The following is a 15829-nucleotide window of genomic DNA, read 5'->3' on the forward strand; positions in this document are numbered from 1 at the left end:
GGTTCGCCCGGTCAGAGGCCAGTACATCAGCGAACGTCTGATGCTGGTTGCTCATGGGTGGAACGTTGATTATTCGGCACACTTGACCTGCTCTGGTCGCTAGTACTGCTTCGGCGTGGAACGCGAGTTGGAGGGGCGAGAGTGTCGGGCACGCTGTTGGGTGTCTGAGGGAATGAACCCTCGGATGCCGGCCCCGGTGAAGCATCAGAGTTCTGGTGTGTGACGGGTGGCTGGTCGTTGTTTGAGAACTGCACAGTGGACGCGAGCATCTGTGGCCAAGTTTTTAAGGGCGCACGGTGGATGCCTTGGCACCAGGAACCGATGAAGGACGTGGGAGGCCACGATAGTCCCCGGGGAGTCGTCAACCAGACTTTGATCCGGGGGTTTCCGAATGGGGAAACCCGGCAGTCGTCATGGGCTGTCACCCGCTGCTGAACACATAGGCAGTGTGGAGGGAACGAGGGGAAGTGAAACATCTCAGTACCCTCAGGAAGAGAAAACAACCGTGATTCCGGGAGTAGTGGCGAGCGAAACCGGATGAGGCCAAACCGTATGCGTGTGAGACCCGGCAGGGGTTGCGCATACGGGGTTGTGGGATCTCTCTTCTGTCGTCTGCCGGCGACAGGACGAGTCAGAAACCGTTGATGTAGGCGAAGGACATGCGAAAGGTCCGGCGTAGAGGGTAAGACCCCCGTAGCCGAAACGTCAGCGGCTCGTTTGAGAGACACCCAAGTAGCACGGGGCCCGAGAAATCCCGTGTGAATCTGGCGGGACCACCCGCTAAGCCTAAATATTCCCTGGTGACCGATAGCGGATAGTACCGTGAGGGAATGGTGAAAAGTACCCCGGGAGGGGAGTGAAATAGTACCTGAAACCGTGTGCCTACAAGCCGTGGGAGCGTCGGAACAAGGCTTGCCTTGTTCTCGTGACTGCGTGCCTTTTGAAGAATGAGCCTGCGAGTTTGCGGTGTGTTGCGAGGTTAACCCGGGTGGGGTAGCCGTAGCGAAAGCGAGTCCGAATAGGGCGTTTCAGTAGCACGCTCAAGACCCGAAGCGGAGTGATCTAGCCATGGGCAGGTTGAAGCGGAGGTAAGACTTCGTGGAGGACCGAACCCACCAGGGTTGAAAACCTGGGGGATGACCTGTGGTTAGGGGTGAAAGGCCAATCAAACTCCGTGATAGCTGGTTCTCCCCGAAATGCATTTAGGTGCAGCGTCGTGTGTTTCTTGCCGGAGGTAGAGCACTGGATAGGCGATGGGCCCTACCGGGTTACTGACCTTAGCCAAACTCCGAATGCCGGTAAGTGAGAGCACGGCAGTGAGACTGTGGGGGATAAGCTCCATGGTCGAGAGGGAAACAGCCCAGAGCATCGACTAAGGCCCCTAAGCGTACGCTAAGTGGGAAAGGATGTGGAGTCGCAGAGACAACCAGGAGGTTGGCTTAGAAGCAGCCACCCTTGAAAGAGTGCGTAATAGCTCACTGGTCTAGTGATTCCGCGCCGACAATGTAGCGGGGCTCAAGCGTACCGCCGAAGTCGTGTCATTGCAGCTTATAGCCCCAACGGGTGCTGTGATGGGTAGGGGAGCGTCGTCTGCCGGGTGAAGCAGCACCGGAAGGTAGTTGTGGACGGTTGACGAGTGAGAATGCAGGCATGAGTAGCGATTCACACGTGAGAAACGTGTGCGCCGATTGACTAAGGGTTCCTGGGTCAAGCTGATCTGCCCAGGGTAAGTCGGGACCTAAGGCGAGGCCGACAGGCGTAGTCGATGGATAACCGGTTGATATTCCGGTACCCGCTGTGAAGCGTCAAACATCGAACCAGGCGATGCTAAGTCCGTGAAGCCGCCCCGGAGCCTTCGGGCAAAGGGGAGTGGTGGAGCCGACGGACCAGACTTGTAGTAGGTGAGTGATGGGGTGACGCAGGAAGGTAGTCCAGCCCGGGCGGTGGTTGTCCCGGGGTAAGGGTGTAGGCCGTGCGGTAGGTAAATCCGTCGCACATGAGGCTGAGACCTGATGCCGAGCCGATTGTGGTGAAGTGGATGATCCTATGCTGTCGAGAAAAGCCTCTAGCGAGTTTCATGGCGGCCCGTACCCTAAACCGACTCAGGTAGTCAGGTAGAGAATACCGAGGCGTTCGGGTGAACTATGGTTAAGGAACTCGGCAAAATGCCCCCGTAACTTCGGGAGAAGGGGGCCACACCTGGTGATCCGTTTTACACGGTGAGCTGGGGGTGGCCGCAGAGACCAGCGAGAAGCGACTGTTTACTAAAAACACAGGTCCGTGCGAAGCCGTAAGGCGATGTATACGGACTGACGCCTGCCCGGTGCTGGAACGTTAAGGGGACCGGTTAGTCGAGATTCGTCTCGGCGAAGCTGAGAACTTAAGCGCCAGTAAACGGCGGTGGTAACTATAACCATCCTAAGGTAGCGAAATTCCTTGTCGGGTAAGTTCCGACCTGCACGAATGGCGTAACGACTTCTCGACTGTCTCAACCATAGGCCCGGTGAAATTGCACTACGAGTAAAGATGCTCGTTTCGCGCAGCAGGACGGAAAGACCCCGGGACCTTTACTACAGTTTGATATTGGTGTTCGGTTCGGCTTGTGTAGGATAGGTGGGAGACTGTGAAGCTTGGACGCCAGTTCAGGTGGAGTCGTCGTTGAAATACCACTCTGGTCGTGCTGGATGTCTAACCTGGGTCCGTGATCCGGATCAGGGACAGTGTCTGATGGGTAGTTTAACTGGGGCGGTTGCCTCCTAAAGGGTAACGGAGGCGCCCAAAGGTTCCCTCAGCCTGGTTGGCAATCAGGTGTTGAGTGTAAGTGCACAAGGGAGCTTGACTGTGAGACCGACGGGTCGAGCAGGGACGAAAGTCGGGACTAGTGATCCGGCGGTGGCTTGTGGAAGCGCCGTCGCTCAACGGATAAAAGGTACCCCGGGGATAACAGGCTGATCTTCCCCAAGAGTCCATATCGACGGGATGGTTTGGCACCTCGATGTCGGCTCGTCGCATCCTGGGGCTGGAGTCGGTCCCAAGGGTTGGGCTGTTCGCCCATTAAAGCGGTACGCGAGCTGGGTTTAGAACGTCGTGAGACAGTTCGGTCCCTATCCGCTGTGCGCGTAGGAGTCTTGAGAAGGGCTGTCCCTAGTACGAGAGGACCGGGACGGACGAACCTCTGGTGTGCCAGTTGTTCTGCCAAGGGCATGGCTGGTTGGCTACGTTCGGGAGGGATAACCGCTGAAAGCATCTAAGCGGGAAGCCTGCTTCGAGATGAGGACTCCCACCCACTTGATGGGGTAAGGCTCCCAGTAGACGACTGGGTTGATAGGCCGGATCTGGAAGCACAGTAATGTGTGGAGGTGACCGGTACTAATAGGCCGAGGGCTTGTCCTCAGTTGCTCGCGTCCACTGTGTTGGTTCTGAAACCACGAACGGCCCCGTATGCCACATACGGTGCGGCTGACAGTTTCATAGTGTTTCGGTGGTCATAGCGTGAGGGAAACGCCCGGTTACATTCCGAACCCGGAAGCTAAGCCTTACAGCGCCGATGGTACTGCAGGGGGGACCCTGTGGGAGAGTAGGACACCGCCGAACAATCATTCCGGGAGACCCCCGCACCGTATGGTGCGGGGGTTTTCTGCGTTTAGGGGCATTTTTGATTTGGGTTTGCGAGCTCAGTGAAAGAGCCCGGTTTTTCTAGAGGCGTCCCGTCGCTTTCAGTGCCAGGTAGGCGTCCGCGAGGGCTGGGGCGAGTTCGTTCGGAGTGGCGTCCACGACCGTGACGCCGTGCCGGCGGAGTTGTTCGGCTGTGCGATGCCGGTCGGACTGGGCTTGGGCGGCGGAAGCGGCGTCGTAGACCGCGTCGGTGGTGCCGCGAGAGGTGGCCATGCGGGCGATGTGGGGGTCGGCGACCGAGGCGACGAGGACGGTGTGGCGTTGGGTGAGTCGCGGGAGGACGGGGAGGAGGCCTTCCTCGACGGGGGCGGTGTCGAGTGTGGTCAGCAGGACGATCAGGGAGCGGCGGGGTGCCGTACGGAGTGCTGTGGTGGTGAGGGTGCGGGTATCCGTCTCGACGAGTTCGGGTTCGAGGGTGGCCATGGCGTTGACCAGGGAGGGCAGGACGTCGCGGGCCGAGCGGCCCTGGACGAGCGCGCGAACCCGGCGGTCGTGGGCGAGGAGATCGACACGGTCGCCGGCCCGGGAGGCCAGGGCGGCGAGGAGCAGGGCGGCGTCCATGGCGGCGTCGAGGCGGGTGGCGTCGCCGACGCGGGCTGCGGAGGTGCGGCCGGTGTCGAGGACCAGCAGGATGTGGCGGTCACGTTCCGGGCGCCAGGTGCGGACGGCGACGGTGGAGTGGCGGGCTGTGGCACGCCAGTCGATGGAGCGGGTGTCGTCGCCGGGAACGTAGGCCCGCAGGCTGTCGAATTCGGTGCCCCCGCCGCGGGTGAGGGCGCTGGTGCGGCCGTCGAGTTCGCGGAGGCGGGCGAGTTTCGAGGGGAGGTGCTTGCGGCTGGTGAACGGGGGGAGGACCCGTACCGTCCAGGGGACCTTGTGGGTGCCTTGGCGGGCGAGGAGGCCGAGCGGGCCGTAGGAGCGAATGGTGACGCGGTCCGCCTGGTGGTCTCCGCGACGGGTGGGGCGTAGGCGGGTGGTGATGCGGCGGCGTTCGCCGGCGGGGACGGTCAGGTGGTGGCGGGAGGCGTCGATTTCCGTGCCGGGCTGCCAGCCGCTGGGGGGCCAGGCGTCGCGGAGGCGGGCGCGCAGGGGGCGGCTGGAGGGATTGGTGAGGGTGAGGGTGACGTCTGCGGGCTCGCCGAGGCGGGTGGTGGTGTCGCCCGAGCGGGTGAGGTGCAGGGGGCGTACGGGGGCCGCCAGGGCGTAGTCGCAGGCGCAGGCCAGGGCCAGGGGGGCGTTCACGGCGAGGAGGCCTGTCCAGCTCGGGTCCCAGATGCCGACGGGGAGGGAGCCGAGGGCCGCGAGGAGCGCGGCGCGTCCGGTGAGTGCCATCAGCGGGGGACGGGGACGTGGGCAAGGAGCGCGGTGATGACGGAGTCGGCTGTCACGCCTTCCATCTCGGCCTCCGGGCGGAGTTGGACGCGGTGGCGGAGGGTGGGGAGGGCGAGCGCTTTGACGTCGTCGGGGGTGACGTAGTCGCGGCCGGTGAGCCAGGCCCAGGCGCGGGAGGTGGCGAGCAGGGCGGTGGCGCCGCGCGGGGAGACGCCCAGGGCGAGGGAGGGGGATTCGCGGGTGGCGCGGCAGATGTCGACGACGTACGCGGTGATCTCGGGGGAGACGGTGGTCTTGGCGACGGCCGTGCGGGCGGCTTCGAGGTCGGCGGGGCCTGCGACGGGGCGTACGCCGGCGGCGTGGAGGTCGCGCGGGTTGAAGCCTGCGGCGTGGCGGGTGAGGACGTCGATCTCTTCCTGGCGGGAGGGCAGAGGGATCGTCAGTTTGAGGAGGAAGCGGTCGAGTTGTGCTTCGGGGAGGGGGTAGGTGCCCTCGTATTCGACGGGGTTCTGGGTGGCGGCGACGAGGAACGGGTCGGGGAGTGGGCGGGGGGTGCCGTCGACGGTGACTTGCCGTTCTTCCATGGCCTCCAGGAGGGAGGACTGGGTTTTCGGCGGGGTGCGGTTGATCTCGTCGGCGAGGAGGAGGTGGGTGAAGACCGGGCCGGGCTGGAAGGAGAACTCGGCGGTGCGGGCGTCGTAGACGAGGGAGCCGGTGACGTCGCTGGGCATGAGGTCGGGGGTGAACTGGACGCGTTTGGTTTCGAGTTCGAGTGCGGAGGCGAGGGCGCGGACGAGCAACGTTTTGGCCACCCCGGGGACTCCTTCGAGGAGAACGTGTCCGCGGCAGAGGAGTGCGACGACGAGGCCGGTCACGGCGGGGTCCTGGCCGACCACGGCCTTGGAGATCTCGGCGCGCAGGGCTTCCAGGGAGGCTCGGGCGTGGCCCGGGTCCCCGGTGTTCCCGGCGTTGTCAGTGGTCGGAGCCATCATGGACGGCGTACCTCTCTTTCGAGGGCGTCGAGTTGGTCGGCGAGTGCGATGAGGGCGGTGTCGTCGCTGGGCGGCGGGCCGAACAGGAGGGAGTGCAGAGGCTGTCCGTCGCCGTGGAGGTGGGCGGACAGGGCGGGGAGGAGTGCTTCGGGCGTGTGCGCCTGGGCGACGGGGACGCCTACGAGAGGGGCGAGGCGGATGCGTGTGGTGGAGCGAAGAGCGGTGGCCGCCCGGTCCCGGGCGTTGGCTTTGCGGTAGAGGCGGGCGCGGCCTTCGACGGTTTCGGAGGCGCGGATCGCCACGGGGAGTTTCTCGGGTACGAGCGGGCCGAGTCGGCGTGCCCGCCAGAGGGCGGCGAGGGCTGCCGCGACGAAGAGTTGCAGGGTGCCCCAGAGCCAGCCGGAGGGCAGCAGGTCGAAGAAGGTCTTCCCGTCGTCGGGTTCGGTGGCGGAGGTGTCGGAGAGAGAGGGGAGGTACCAGGTCAGATGGGGGCGGGTGCCGAGGAGTTGGAGGGCGAGCGAGGCGTTGCCCTGTTGGTCGAGCCGTGTGTTGTAGAGGATGTCGGGTGCGCCGAGGATGACGGTGTCGCCGTTTCCGGAGGTGTCCGGGATGCGCAGGAGGGTGGCCGGGCGCTGGCTGGGGTAGCAGGCGTCGGCGTGGAGGTGGCGGGTGGTGTAGCGAATGCCGCCGGTTTCCGCGGGGCCGGCGCGTCGGGCGGCGGGCAGGTCGCAGTCGGGGGTGAGGGTGGAGCCGCGGCTGGTGGCGGGGGCCGCGGTGACTCCGGGGGCGAGGGTGCCGACGGAGGCGCTGCCGGGGGCGATGAGGACGGTGCGGCCGCCGGAGTCGGCGGTGGCGGCGTGCAGTTGTTGCTGCTGTCGCTCCGTCAGAAGGTCGGGGGAGGCGACGAGGAGGGTGGTGTCGGGGCCGGTGGCGGTGCGGGCCTCGGCGAGGGTGGTGACGACGCGGGTGGAGACACCTCGGTCGGCGAGGAGTGCGGCGACTGCGCGGCTGCCGTAGGGGTCGGCGGAGCGGGGGTCGAGAGCGCCGTGCCGGGCGTCGGAGCGGAGTGCGGCGAGTGCGACGGCGGCCGCGAGGAGGATCGCGAAGGCGAGAGCCACTCCTCGTGTGCGGGTCCACAGGTGGCGGGCGGTGGGCGAGGCCGCGGTGGAGGGAGGCAGGGCCTCGGTGGTCATTCGGCTGCTCCCTGGCGGCTGGTGGGAGCCGTGCTGGGGGTGCTGCTCGCCGTGAGCTGGGGTTTGGTGCGTTCCAGGTCGAGGTCGAGTGCGGCGATGCGGTGGTACGCCTGCTCGCTCGCCGGGCGGCCGCCGTACGTCACGTCGTCGAAGTCGCGGGCGGCGGCGCGGAGTCGGTCGCTGTGGGCGGGCAGGGTGCGGCCGGCTTCTGCGGCGGCCTCGTCGGCGGTGCGGCCGGGGCGGGTGTCGAGGAGGGCGCGTTCCTCAAGGGAGCGGACGACGGCGCGCATGCGGTCCTGGAGGGCCTGGTTCCAGTGGCCCTGGGCGGCGTGTGTCTCGGCGGCGGCGCGGTGTTCCGCGGCGGTGCGGGGGCGGTCGTCGAACAGGGGTGCGACGGGGGCGGGTTGGCGGCGGGGGAGGCCCAGGCGCCACCACAGGGCACCGACCACGGCCATGACGGCGGCGAGGACGACCAGCACCCCGAGCATTCCCCCGGGGGTGGCGTCGGCGGCGGTGTCGAGCAGGTTGCTGATCCAGTCCCAGAGGGTGTTCAGGGCGCGTTGGAGCAGGCTGGGGTCGTGCTCGTGGTACAGGCGTCCGGACAGTTCGCGGCGGGCCGCCTCGCGCGCGGGGTCGCGGGGGATGGTCAGGGGCGGCTCGTCGTCCGAGCGGGCCAGGGTGAGCAGGGCGCCGTCGGTGGTCCGCAGCAGGGCGTGTACGGCGCCGCCCGCACGTGGTGGGGCGGTGAGGACTCCCCCCGTGAGGCTCACCGCATCAGCTCCCCGAGGTCGTGCCGGCTTCGGGGGCGCCGTAGCCCTGGACGCCGGCGGCGGCGCGGGCGAGGTCGAGGTCGAGGGCCTCGCGGCGGATGCGCTGGTCGATGTAGAGGAGGACGACGACTCCGGCCGCGATCGGGAAGGTGATCATGGAGCCGATCACCGAGCCGATGCCGCTGATGATCAGGTAGGTCCAGCCGTAGGTGCCGGTGCCGTCGACGAGGCCGCCGATGCCGCCGTCGCTGAACGCGGCGCCGGCGAGGGCGAAGGGGACGAGGACGATCGTCGCGACGATGTTGGCGATGATCAGGGCGAGCAGTTGGATGCCGAAGACCCGCCACCAGGAGCCGCGGACGAGTTTGGCGGAGCGGCGCATCGCCTTGCCGATGCCCTGTTTCTCCAGCATCAGCGCGGGCGAGGAGAGGGAGAGGCGGACCAGCAGCCACAGGGCGACGACGACCGCGGCGAGGGTGCCGAGGACCGAGAGCGCGGCCCCGGCCTCGCCGGAACCGGCGGCGCTCACCAGGGCGCCGGGCAGCGCGCCGACGACACCCACGGCACCCGCGATGAGCAGCAGAAGGAAGATCAGGCCGAAGAGGCGGGGGATCCGGGGTCGGGCGTCACGCCAGGCGTCTTTGAGGGTGACCGGCCTGCCGAGGACGGCACGGCTGATGACGGCCGTGAGCAGGGCGGTGGCGATGATGGTGCCGACCAGGGAGATCAGCAGCAGGACACCGGAGTTGAGCAGGACGTCACCCATGGCGCGGGTCTGCTCGTCGAGGGTGGCGCTCGGGTCGCTCAGGGCGGAGGTGTCGGTGGTGTTGTCCAGGACCAGGCCCTGCAGCAGGACGACGATGATCTCGGTGACGACCGCGACGGTGAGCGAGATGCCGAGCACGGTACGCCAGTAGGTGCGCAGGGTGGCGACCGCGCCGTCGAGGATCTCACCGACGCCGAGCGGGCGCAGCGGGATCACACCGGGCTTCGCCGCGGGCGGGGGGCCGCCCCAGCCGTTGCCCCAGCTCGGGTAAGGGGCGTAGCCCGGGTGGCCGTTGGGGGCGCCGCCGTAGGGGCCGGCGGGCGGACGGCCGCCCCAGCCGGGGCCGGGCGGTGGGGGCGGCGGGGGCTGGGCGGGGTTCTGCGGCGAGGCCTGGCCCGGGTTCTGGGGGCCTGCGGGCGCGGACCACTGGCCGGGGGGCGGCTGCTCCTTGGACCACTTCGACTGGGGGTTCGGCTGGTCCGTGGGCTGCGCGTCGGCGGGCCGGTCGGCGGGTTCGGACGTGCCGGGCTCGTGCCCGTCGGACGGGGCGGATCCGGGCGAGGCCCAGCCCGGAGTGTCTTTCATCGTCGCTCCTTCACGATGCCCGTCCGCGGGCGCGGTGGCAGGTTGGCTGCCATCGTGCCATGGGGCGGTCATCGGGCGACCGGCCGCGGTAGGGGCTGCACACCTTCAATTGTCCGCCGGACTATGGGCAGACTGACGGCATGGCTGATCAGTACGCGCAATCCGGTGAGGGCAAGCGGCCGGCCGGGATACCGGCGATTCGCTGGGAGGAGCCACCCGAAGGCCCCGTGCTGGTGCTTCTGGACCAGACGAGGCTGCCGGCCGAGGAGGTCGAGCTGGTCTGTACGGACGCGTCGGCGCTGGTGGAGGCGATCCGTTCGCTCGCGGTGCGGGGTGCGCCGCTGCTCGGCATCGCCGGGGCCTACGGCGTCGCGCTCGCCGCCGTCCGCGGTTTCGACGTGGAGGAGGCGGCCACCGCGCTGGCCGGAGCACGGCCCACCGCCGTGAACCTGTCCCTCGGTGTGCACCGGGCCCGGACCGCGTACCGGGCGGCGCTGGCAGGCGGAGGCGATCCGGCGCAGGGCGCGCAGGCCGCGCTGGCCGCGGCGCGGCGACTGCACCAGGAGGACGCCGAGGCCAGCGCCCGGATGGCCGGCCACGGGCTGGCGCTCCTCGACGAGCTGCTGCCCGGCGGCGGGCACCGGATCCTCACGCACTGCAACACCGGTTCGCTGGTGTCGGGCGGGGAGGGCACGGCGTTCGCGGTGGCGCTGGCGGCCCATCGGGTGGGGCGGCTGAGGCGGCTGTGGGTGGACGAGACGCGTCCTCTGCTGCAGGGTGCCCGTCTGACCGCCTACGAGGCGGCGCGCAGCGGCATGGCGTACACCCTGCTCACGGACAACGCGGCGGGTTCGCTGTTCGCGGCGGGCGAGGTGGACGCGGTGCTGATCGGGGCCGACCGGATCGCGGCCGACGGTTCGGTCGCCAACAAGGTGGGGAGCTATCCGCTCGCGGTGCTCGCGCGGTACCACCATGTGCCGTTCATCGTGGTCGCGCCGGTGACGACGGTGGACCCGCACACACCGAACGGGGCCGCGATCGAGGTCGAGCAGCGCCCCGGGTACGAGGTGACGGAGGTGACGGCGCCGCAGGCGCCGGTGACGGGAGCGGGAGGCGGGATTCCGGTGGCCCCGCTGGGGACGCAGGCGTACAACCCGGCGTTCGACGTGACACCGCCGGAGCTGGTCACGGCGATCGTCACGGAGGAGGGCGCGGTGTCGCCGGTGACGGCGGAGGGGCTGGCCGAACTGTGCGCCAGGGCGCGTCCGGGGACGGGTGCCTGATGCCCCTGAGATCACTGTCTGCCGCCGAGGGCAGACAGTGACGGTCCCGTACGACTATCGTCACCGGGCGGTGAGGCTTCTCACCTGCGTCACCTTCACCGTTATGAGAATGGGATGATGTCGTTTATGAAGGGACGAGTCCTTGTCGTCGACGACGACACCGCACTGGCCGAGATGCTCGGCATCGTGCTGCGTGGTGAAGGTTTTGAGCCGTCTTTCGTAGCCGACGGTGACAAGGCGCTGGCCGCGTTCCGCGAGGCGAAGCCTGATCTGGTGCTGCTGGATCTGATGCTGCCCGGACGGGACGGCATCGAGGTGTGCCGCCTGATCCGGGCGGAGTCCGGCGTGCCGATCGTGATGCTCACGGCGAAGAGCGACACCGTCGACGTGGTCGTCGGGCTGGAGTCCGGCGCCGACGACTACATCGTCAAGCCGTTCAAGCCGAAGGAGCTCGTGGCCCGTATCCGGGCGCGGCTGCGCAGGTCCGAGGAGCCGGCGCCGGAGCAGTTGGCGATCGGTGACCTCGTCATCGATGTCGCCGGGCACTCCGTGAAGCGCGAGGGGCAGTCCATCGCGCTGACGCCGCTGGAGTTCGACCTGCTGGTCGCGCTGGCGCGCAAGCCGTGGCAGGTGTTCACCCGTGAAGTGCTCCTCGAACAGGTGTGGGGTTACCGGCACGCCGCCGACACCCGCCTGGTCAACGTGCACGTCCAGCGGCTTCGCTCCAAGGTCGAGAAGGACCCGGAGCGACCGGAGATCGTGGTGACCGTCCGAGGCGTCGGCTACAAGGCAGGACCGAGCTGACATGTCCGGGGACAGTGCCGCTTCGGCCCCCGGCCGGTCCGGGGTCCGACCGGAGCGGCCTGTCGGCCGGAAGACCATGGGTTCACGTTTCGGACGCTTCTTCGAGGGCGGACTGCTCCAGGGCGGAATGCAGGGCAGCCCCGTCCTGCGACTGCTGCTGCGCTGGGTACGCCGGCCGCTGCTGCCCGTCATGCGGCTGTGGCGCCGCAACATCCAGCTCAAGGTCGTCGCCACCACCCTGCTGATGTCCCTCGGCGTCGTCCTGCTGCTCGGCTTCGTCGTCATCGGCCAGGTCCGCAACGGACTGCTGGACGCCAAGGTCAAAGCCTCACAGAGCCAGGCCACCGGCGGGTTCGCCGTCGCCAAACAGAAGGCCGACGAGGCGGCGGCCGCAGGGGGCGGCGACGGAACCGCCGTCGACGGGAACTCCCCGCAGAACGTCACCGAATGGATGAGCGAACTCGTGTCGTCGCTCTCCAGCGGCGGCCAGGGCGCCTTCGACGTCGTCACCCTCCCCCCGGGCGACGACAGCGGCGGCGGACCAGGACCCCGCTCCTCCGGATACGTGGACCCCAACAAGAGCGTCCCCGAAGCCCTGCGCGACCACATCAACAGCAACGCCGGAGCGGCCCAGAGCTACTCCCGCATCCTCTACAGCAACGACAAGGACTCCCAGCCGGCCCTCGTCATCGGCAAACAGCTCAGCGACCCCAACGGCGACCCCTACGAGCTGTACTACCTCTTCCCGCTCACCCAGGAGGAGAAGTCCCTCAGCCTCGTCAAGGGCACCCTCGCGACCGCGGGGCTCTTCGTCGTCGTCCTCCTCGGCGCGATCGCCTGGCTCGTCGTACGGCAGGTCGTCACGCCCGTGCGGATGGCCGCGGGGATCGCCGAACGGCTGTCCGCCGGGCGTCTTCAGGAACGTATGAAGGTCACCGGCGAGGACGACATCGCCCGCCTCGGCGAAGCCTTCAACAAGATGGCGCAGAACCTCCAGCTGAAGATCCAGCAACTCGAGGACCTCTCGCGGATGCAGCGACGGTTCGTCTCCGACGTCTCGCACGAGCTGCGGACGCCGCTGACGACCGTACGCATGGCCGCCGATGTCATCCACGAGGCGCGGGAGGACTTCGACCCCGTCACCGCGCGGTCCGCGGAGCTCCTCGCCGACCAGCTCGACCGGTTCGAGTCCCTGCTCGCCGACCTGCTGGAGATCAGCCGCTTCGACGCCGGCGCCGCCGCCCTGGAGGCCGAACCCATCGACCTGCGCGAGGTCGTACGGCGCGTCGTCAGCGGCGCCGCCCCGCTCGCCGACCGCAAGGGCACGACCATACGGGTCCTCGGCGACCAGCAGCCCGTCGTCGCCGAAGCCGACGCCCGCCGCGTCGAGCGCGTCCTGCGCAACCTCGTCGTCAACGCCGTCGAACACGGCGAGGGCAAGGACGTCGTGGTCAAGCTCGCCGCCGCCGGCGGCGCCGTCGCCGTCGCCGTGCGCGACTACGGCGTCGGACTCAAACCCGGCGAGGCCACCCGCGTCTTCAGCCGCTTCTGGCGCGCCGACCCGGCACGCGCGCGTACCACCGGCGGCACCGGCCTCGGACTGTCCATCGCCCTGGAGGACGCACGGCTCCACGGCGGCTGGCTGCAGGCCTGGGGCGAACCGGGCGGCGGCTCACAGTTCCGCCTCACCCTGCCCCGGACCGCCGACGAACCGCTGCGGGGCTCGCCGATACCCCTGGAACCCAAGGACTCACGGCGCAACCGCGGCCTCGACGACCCAGCACAGGCCGGCCGGGGCGGCGAGAAGAGCGCCACCGTGCCGGTGCAGCCCGCCAGGGAACCGCTCTCACCCGCACACGCCCCGCTCGCCCCCCGCATGGCCACGGTCACGCCCACCGCCGACCCGACGGCCCTGCCCGGCAACGGCGCACGCGTGGTGGCCCGGCCCACCGCCCCGGCCACCCGGAACCCCGGCGAACCGACCCGCGGCACGGACACGGACCGGACGGACGGAAAACCGACGGGCAGGGGCCGCACGGCCACGGACCGCACGGGCACGGCAGACAGCGACACCCCGCACCGGCCCGACGCCGGACCGCAGGGCCCGGACGAGCAAGGGGAGGCATTCCGTGGGCGCTGACCGCCAGAAGCGCGCCCGGCGCACACCGGCGCGCACGGTGGCGTACGCCACCTGCGGCGTCGTAATGCTGGCCGGATGCGCCTCCATGCCCGACCGCGGCGATCTGCGCGACGTCGAATCCACCCCACGCCAGGACACCCAGGTACGGGTCTTCGCCATGCCGCCCCGCGACGACGCACCGCCCTCGGAAATCGTGCAGGGCTTCCTCGAGGCGCTGACCAGCGACGACCCCAGCTACGCGACGGCACGGCAGTACCTCACCACCAAGACCGCCCAGAGCTGGCAGCCGGAACGCTCCACCACCGTCCTCGCCGACGGACCCGGCGCCGAGGCCGACCGGTCGGGCGACCGGGACGACCGCAACGACTACTCCTTCACCCTCACCGGCACCAAGGTCGCCACCGTCGACGCCCAGCAGTCGTACAGCCCCGCCACCGGCGGCTACAACCAGACGGTCCACCTCACCCGCGACAAGAAGACCGAACAGTGGCGCATCGACGTGCTCCCCCAAGGCGTCGTCATGGGCAAATCGGACTTCCAGCGCAACTACATGTCCGTCAACAAGTACTACTTCGCCTCCAACACCACCTCGGCCGCCTCCGGGAATCCCATGGCCGTCGCCGACCCCGTCTACGTACGGGAACGCGTCGACCCCATGACCCAGACGGTCCGCTCCCTGCTCAGCGGACCCACGAGCTGGCTGCGCCCCGTCGTCCGATCCAGCTTCCCCACCGGCACGGCCCTGAAGAAGGGCGTCAGCGCACTCACCCCCGACGACCAGAACAAGGTCACCGTGCCGCTCAACACGAAAGCGGCTCACATCGGGCGGGGCAAGTGCGCCGAGATGGCCGCCCAACTGCTCTTCACCCTCCAGAGCCTCACCCCCACCGTCGAGGGCATCGCCCTGCGGGCCGGCGGCCGGCAACTGTGCTCGCTCGGCGAGGACCAGGCCACCTCCGTGGCCGCCCGCGGCAGCGAGATCCACCCCACCTACCTCTACTTCATCGACGGCCACCACCAGCTCGTCCGCATGGCCAGCAGCGCCGGCGGCAACGCCAAGGCCGACCCCGTCCCCGGCGCGCTCGGCGACGGCACCAAGCCACTGCTCTCGGTGGCCGTGGCCCGCGACGAACACAGCGCCGCGGGCGTCACCCTCGACGGCAAGAACCTCTACGTCACCTCCGCCGTCGCCGGCAGCTCCCTCGGCGACCCCGTCCTGACCAGCACAGGAAAAACCGAGGCCGACCGGCTCACCACCCCCACCTGGGACGCCCAGGGCGACCTGTGGGTCGCCGACCGCAACCCCGCCGACCCCCGGCTCCTGCTGCTGCAGAAGGGCGGCGGCAAGCCCGTCGAGGTCCTCACACCGCGCCTGGACGGCCGTATCAACGCCGTACGGGTGGCCGCCGACGGGGCGCGGATCGCGCTCGTCGTGGACAAGGACGGCAAACAGTCGCTGCTCATCGGGCGCATCGAACGGGCCGAGGGCAGCGGGGACCAGCCGTCCGTGTCCGTCCAGGAACTGCGCTCCGCCACACCCGAGTTGGAGCAGGTCACCGCCGTGGCCTGGGCCGGGGACAGCCGGCTCGTGGTGGTCGGGCAGGAATCCGGCGGCGTCGAACAGGTGCAGTACGTGCAGTGCGACGGCTCGATCCCCGAGTCCGGCACCCTGCCCGGCCTCACCGAGGTCACCAGCATCGCCGCCTCCGAGGCCAGCGACGCCCCGCTCTTCGCGACCTCCAAGGACGGACTGCTGTGGCTGCCCGGCGGAAGCGGATGGCGCACACTGAAGGAAACCGCCTCCCTCGCTTTTTATCCGGGCTGATCCCTTCGGCGTAGCCCGCTTTACCAGGGCGGACAACCGATTTGGCCGGTCGAGCTGCCCGCGGGCGGCCTCGGCCGGCTTTTTATCTGACTTACCGGTCGGTTTTCCACAGGCCTGCGCCCGCAGTTTTCCACAGGGGTGGCCTGACCCTTCCCCACTCGGCACAGTGGTGCACGTGGAAGGCGTTCGCAGATGGTGGCAGGAGCTCGCCGGCCTCGTCCTGCCGGCCGACTGCGCGGGCTGCGGGCGAGACCGTACGGTCCTCTGCCCCCAGTGCCGGGCCACCCTGCACGGACACCCGCCACAGCGGGTGCGACCGGTGCCGGAACCGGACGGGCTGCCCGCCGTGTACGCGGCGGCGCCCTACGCGGACGAGGTCAGGGCGGTGCTGCTGGCCCACAAGGAACGGGGAGGACTGGGGCTGGCGGGAGTGCTGGGGGTGGCGTTGGCGGGGGCGGTGCGGG

9 protein-coding genes and 2 rRNA genes are annotated in these 15829 nt (G+C 68.8%); 6 read left to right on the forward strand and 5 right to left on the reverse strand.

Translation table 11 applies throughout. From position 1 onward, the window contains the following. Positions 1-273 precede the first annotated feature (273 nt). A 23S ribosomal RNA gene (locus tag OG852_RS29195) occupies positions 274-3393 on the forward strand. An 84-nt stretch (positions 3394-3477) separates the two neighbouring features. Beyond that, positions 3478-3594, forward strand: a 5S ribosomal RNA gene (gene rrf / locus OG852_RS29200). A 102-nt stretch (positions 3595-3696) separates the two neighbouring features. Here the strand turns inward: rrf and OG852_RS29205 are convergent. Genes OG852_RS29205 through OG852_RS29225 form a run of 5 tightly spaced genes read right to left on the reverse strand, consistent with a single transcriptional unit; the run spans position 3697 to position 9313 of the window. Beyond that, entirely contained in the window at positions 3697-5007 is a 1311-nt protein-coding gene (locus OG852_RS29205) for a DUF58 domain-containing protein (RefSeq protein WP_330349435.1), read from the reverse strand. After that, a complete protein-coding gene (locus OG852_RS29210; RefSeq protein ID WP_330349436.1) occupies positions 5007-5996 on the reverse strand; it encodes an AAA family ATPase in 990 nt (329 codons plus the stop codon). The genes OG852_RS29205 and OG852_RS29210 overlap by 1 nt, the downstream gene beginning before the upstream one ends. Further along, a complete protein-coding gene (locus OG852_RS29215; protein WP_133914930.1) occupies positions 5996-7192 on the reverse strand; it encodes a DUF4350 domain-containing protein in 1197 nt (398 codons plus the stop codon). The genes OG852_RS29210 and OG852_RS29215 overlap by 1 nt, the downstream gene beginning before the upstream one ends. Beyond that, positions 7189-7962, reverse strand: a complete 774-nt coding sequence (locus OG852_RS29220) for a DUF4129 domain-containing protein (protein ID WP_443064575.1) — start codon at positions 7960-7962, stop codon at positions 7189-7191. Before OG852_RS29220 ends, OG852_RS29215 begins: the two co-directional genes overlap by 4 nt. Before the next feature lie 4 nt (positions 7963-7966). Next, a complete protein-coding gene (locus OG852_RS29225) occupies positions 7967-9313 on the reverse strand; it encodes a glycerophosphoryl diester phosphodiesterase membrane domain-containing protein (RefSeq protein WP_330349437.1) in 1347 nt (448 codons plus the stop codon). A 140-nt stretch (positions 9314-9453) separates the two neighbouring features. On the opposite strand from OG852_RS29225, the gene mtnA reads away from it, so the two are divergent. From mtnA to OG852_RS29245, 4 genes are all read left to right on the forward strand, one after another. Continuing rightward, complete coding sequence (gene mtnA, locus OG852_RS29230; protein ID WP_330349438.1) at positions 9454-10596, forward strand: S-methyl-5-thioribose-1-phosphate isomerase; 1143 nt, start codon at positions 9454-9456, stop codon at positions 10594-10596. Between the two features lie 114 nt (positions 10597-10710). After that, positions 10711-11400, forward strand: coding sequence for a two-component system response regulator MtrA (gene mtrA, locus OG852_RS29235; protein ID WP_187281934.1), 690 nt, complete (start codon positions 10711-10713; stop codon positions 11398-11400). Position 11401: 1 nt separating this feature from the next. Further along, entirely contained in the window at positions 11402-13540 is a 2139-nt protein-coding gene (gene mtrB / locus OG852_RS29240; RefSeq protein WP_133914934.1) for an MtrAB system histidine kinase MtrB, read from the forward strand. Further along, positions 13530-15365 (forward strand): LpqB family beta-propeller domain-containing protein, encoded by a 1836-nt coding sequence (locus OG852_RS29245; protein ID WP_330349439.1) that lies wholly within the window; start codon positions 13530-13532, stop codon positions 15363-15365. Before mtrB ends, OG852_RS29245 begins: the two co-directional genes overlap by 11 nt. Positions 15366-15829: the final 464 nt, after the last annotated feature.

This window comes from Streptomyces sp. NBC_00582, assembly GCF_036345155.1.
Lineage (GTDB): Bacteria > Actinomycetota > Actinomycetes > Streptomycetales > Streptomycetaceae > Streptomyces.